At 31.0% G+C, this 3228-nt stretch carries 2 protein-coding genes and 1 riboswitch; of the genes, one reads left to right on the top strand and one right to left on the bottom strand.

All coding sequences use genetic code 11. From position 1 onward, the window contains the following. Positions 1-340 precede the first annotated feature (340 nt). Positions 341-2122: a PAS domain-containing sensor histidine kinase gene (locus BPMYX0001_RS24875; RefSeq protein ID WP_018780555.1), complete on the top strand. Its 1782-nt coding sequence runs from the start codon at positions 341-343 to the stop codon at positions 2120-2122. A gap of 131 nt (positions 2123-2253) precedes the next feature. Here BPMYX0001_RS24875 and BPMYX0001_RS24870 read toward each other — a convergent pair whose 3' ends face one another. Continuing rightward, complete coding sequence (locus BPMYX0001_RS24870) at positions 2254-2934, bottom strand: aspartate/glutamate racemase family protein (RefSeq protein WP_006096949.1); 681 nt, start codon at positions 2932-2934, stop codon at positions 2254-2256. A gap of 157 nt (positions 2935-3091) precedes the next feature. Next, positions 3092-3209, top strand: a riboswitch (SAM riboswitch). The last annotated feature ends 19 nt before the right edge of the window (positions 3210-3228 follow it).

Genomic DNA, 3228 nt, shown 5'->3' with positions numbered 1-3228 from the left:
AAAAAAGTAACTACCTATACNTANGTNTTCTTTTTTATTTTTTATTAGGGGTAAGGTATTCTATGAGATTCATAGAATACCTTATTGCATTTTATTATATAGAATATATCGGAAGAATTGTATATGATTTCCAAGTAATTTGTGAATAATTTGTGAATATTTAGATCATTACATATTTATATTAATAAGATTATATATCATTTCAAATAATTTTTAATTGAAAAATAAAATTTATTTGAATAATTATGCTCTTGCTATATACCTATGAGAACATTATTCGTATAATGGAGAAGCGTGAGTAAAAATTGGTATTAAATTTACATATAGAGGTGGAAAGAGAATGAATGCGCGGCTATTGGAACTCATTGATGTGAACACAATAGAAACCATGGCAGAACAATTTTATAAATTAACAAACATTTCACATCAACTTCTTGATCAAAATATGGAATGTGTTTTTTCATTTGGTATGAATCAAGAAGAAAATATACAACTTACAAAAATTGAAATCCCTATCTTTTTACATGAGCAACACCTTGGATCATTTATTGTTTGTGCAATTAAAAATGACATCCGTACTTGTTATAAATACTTCGAAATGCTTTCAAATCTCATTGTAGATGGTGCAATGAATAAACTTCAAAACCAAACAAAAAATATACATTTACTTTCTCAAAAAGAAGAACAGCTACATACAATCTTACAAAATATGCCCATTATGGTCGATGCTCTTGATAAAAATGGGAATTTTATATTATGGAATCGTGAATGCGAGCTCGTAACAGGCTATGCTGCAGAAGAAATCGTTGGAAATCCCAAAGCACTTGAACTGTTATATCCTGATGAAAGTTATCGCAGACAACTTCAAAAGAAATTTTCGATTCGCGGAAAAAGTTTTCGAGATTGGGAAATGAATTTAACATGCAAAAATGGGGAAATAAAAACAATCATGTGGTCAAATATTTCGGAGCAGTTCCCAGTACCTGGTTATAGTTATTGGGCAGTTGGAGTTGACATTACTCATCGAAAAGGAATTGAAGAGCAATTAAAACAGCAAACTTCTGAGTTAGAGCTTATTTTTAAAGCATTACCTGATTTGTGTTTCTTAACTGAGGCTGATGGAACAATTATAGACTATAAAGCAGGTTCACCAGCTAAGTTTTACGTACCTGCAGAATCCTTTATGGGGAAGAAATTTTATGAAGTCTTGCCATCACCTGTAGCACAACAATTTCAAGAAGCAATTCATCAAGTACAACAAAAGGAATCGACAGTTATTGTTGAGTATCCGTTAACACTTAAAGGAAGTGTTAGTTTCTTTGAAGCTAGATGTTTACCACTCTTACAAGATAAGATTATGATAATCGTTCGAGATATTACCGAGCGGAAAAAGACTGAGGAGTTATTGAATAAATCAGATACACTTGCAGCAATTGGGCAGTTAGCTGCAGGGGTAGCCCATGAAGTCCGAAATCCATTGACAGTGATTAAAGGATTTATTCAATTATTTCAGATTAATCAAGAAGATCAAGATAAATATTTTGATCTTATGCTATCAGAAATCGAAAGAATTGAAGCTATACTTCATGAGTTTTTATCGATTGCAAAAACTGATGTCATTTCAACTGAAAAGAAAAACCTCTGCTCGATATTAAAAAATGTCGTTTCATTAATCAACACGAAGGCAATCATGACAAATATTCAAATTGATCTGCATATAGAATCAAAAGAATTAATGATTGATTGCTGCGAAAATCAATTAAAACAAGTTTTTATTAATATTTTACAAAACTCAATTGAAGCAATGCCAAATGGAGGAGAAATCTCTATTTATGTAAAAAAATCAGAGCGTGAAGAAGTTACGATTAATATGGTTGATGAGGGCGTAGGAATTCCTGAAGAAAGAATTAAAAGACTTGGTGAACCTTTTTATAGTACGAAAGAGAAAGGAACTGGGATTGGACTAATGCTCAGTTATAAAATTATTGAAAGTCATCAAGGAAGAATTAGTATTATGAGTGAGGTAGGAATAGGAACATCAGTTACAATCTATTTACCAATGTTTCAAAGTGAGCAAGTTACTTCTTGTGCAGCAATGTTACCTATAACAGGGGCTTTATGAGGATATTACTTTCTGGTTCATATAATAATAGAGTTAAAAAGCTATCTTATGATTTGTAAGATAGCTTTTGTTATATATTAATTTATTTTGAGAGTTAAAGAGTTCTTATAAATTATACAGTTGTTTATCTATTATCCAGCGAATTGTACAGCAGTTTTTGCATGTAAAAAAGCAGTATCAAATACAGGAATAGAAATGTCTTTCTGTGAAATAAGTAACGGTATTTCTGTACAACCTAATAAAATTCCTTCTGCACCATTTTCAATAAGTTTTTGAATGATTTGTAAGAAACGTACTTTAGATTGCTGTGAAATAATCCCTTTACTCAATTCTTGAAGAATGACATGATGAATGAAATTTCGTTCATCTTTTTTCGGAATAATTGTTTCAACACCATAATTAGCTAGTCTTGTTTTATAAAAGTCCTGTTCCATTGTTTGTTTTGTTCCAAGTAAACCAATCCGTTTCACATCATGTTCAACAATTTCTTCAGCACTGACATCACCAATATGAAGAAGGGGGATAGAGATTGCTTGTTCTACTTCTTCCGCAAATTGATGTACTGTATTTGAGCACATAAGTATACAATCTGCACCGGAACACTCTATTTTTTTTGCTACTTGAACGAGTTGATTTTGCACTTCCTCATATTGTTGATTTTGTAATAAATTTGTCACTTCGCCAAAATCCATGCTATATAGAACAAGCTTTGCATTATGATTATACTGAGATAGAGTTAGTGTATTAATATGTTTATAATAAAGAGACGTTGATTCCCAACTTAATCCACCAATTAATCCGATTACTTTCATGTCAAATTCCTCCCGTTAACATGTTTTGTTATGCTAATTATTCCATAATTCCGATAAGAATACAATGATTTATTAGATTGTTTTAAGAAAAATAAAAATAGTGAGAAAAATATTGAAATTAACTTGCGTTAATGCAATAATACAAATTACAAACGAATACTTATCCAGAGAGGTGGAGGGAACGGCCCTATGAAACCTCAGCAACCCCTATTTATTCATACAAATAGGAAGGTGCTAATTCCGCAAAAGACATATTGTCTTTTGAAAGATAAGAGGATCATATCTCAATAAAAA

It is taken from the genome of Bacillus pseudomycoides DSM 12442 (genome assembly GCF_000161455.1).
GTDB lineage: Bacteria > Bacillota > Bacilli > Bacillales > Bacillaceae_G > Bacillus_A > Bacillus_A pseudomycoides.
Note: the sequence above shows the minus strand (reverse complement) of the source record. Positions and strands in the feature narration are given on the sequence as shown.

Bases quoted from the DNA above. Each gene is read 5' to 3' on its own strand.
- BPMYX0001_RS24870 (WP_006096949.1), bottom strand. From the start codon at position 2,934: ATGAAAGTAATCGGATTAATTGGTGGATTAAGTTGGGAATCAACGTCT.
- BPMYX0001_RS24875 (WP_018780555.1), top strand. From the start codon at position 341: ATGAATGCGCGGCTATTGGAACTCATTGATGTGAACACAATAGAAACC.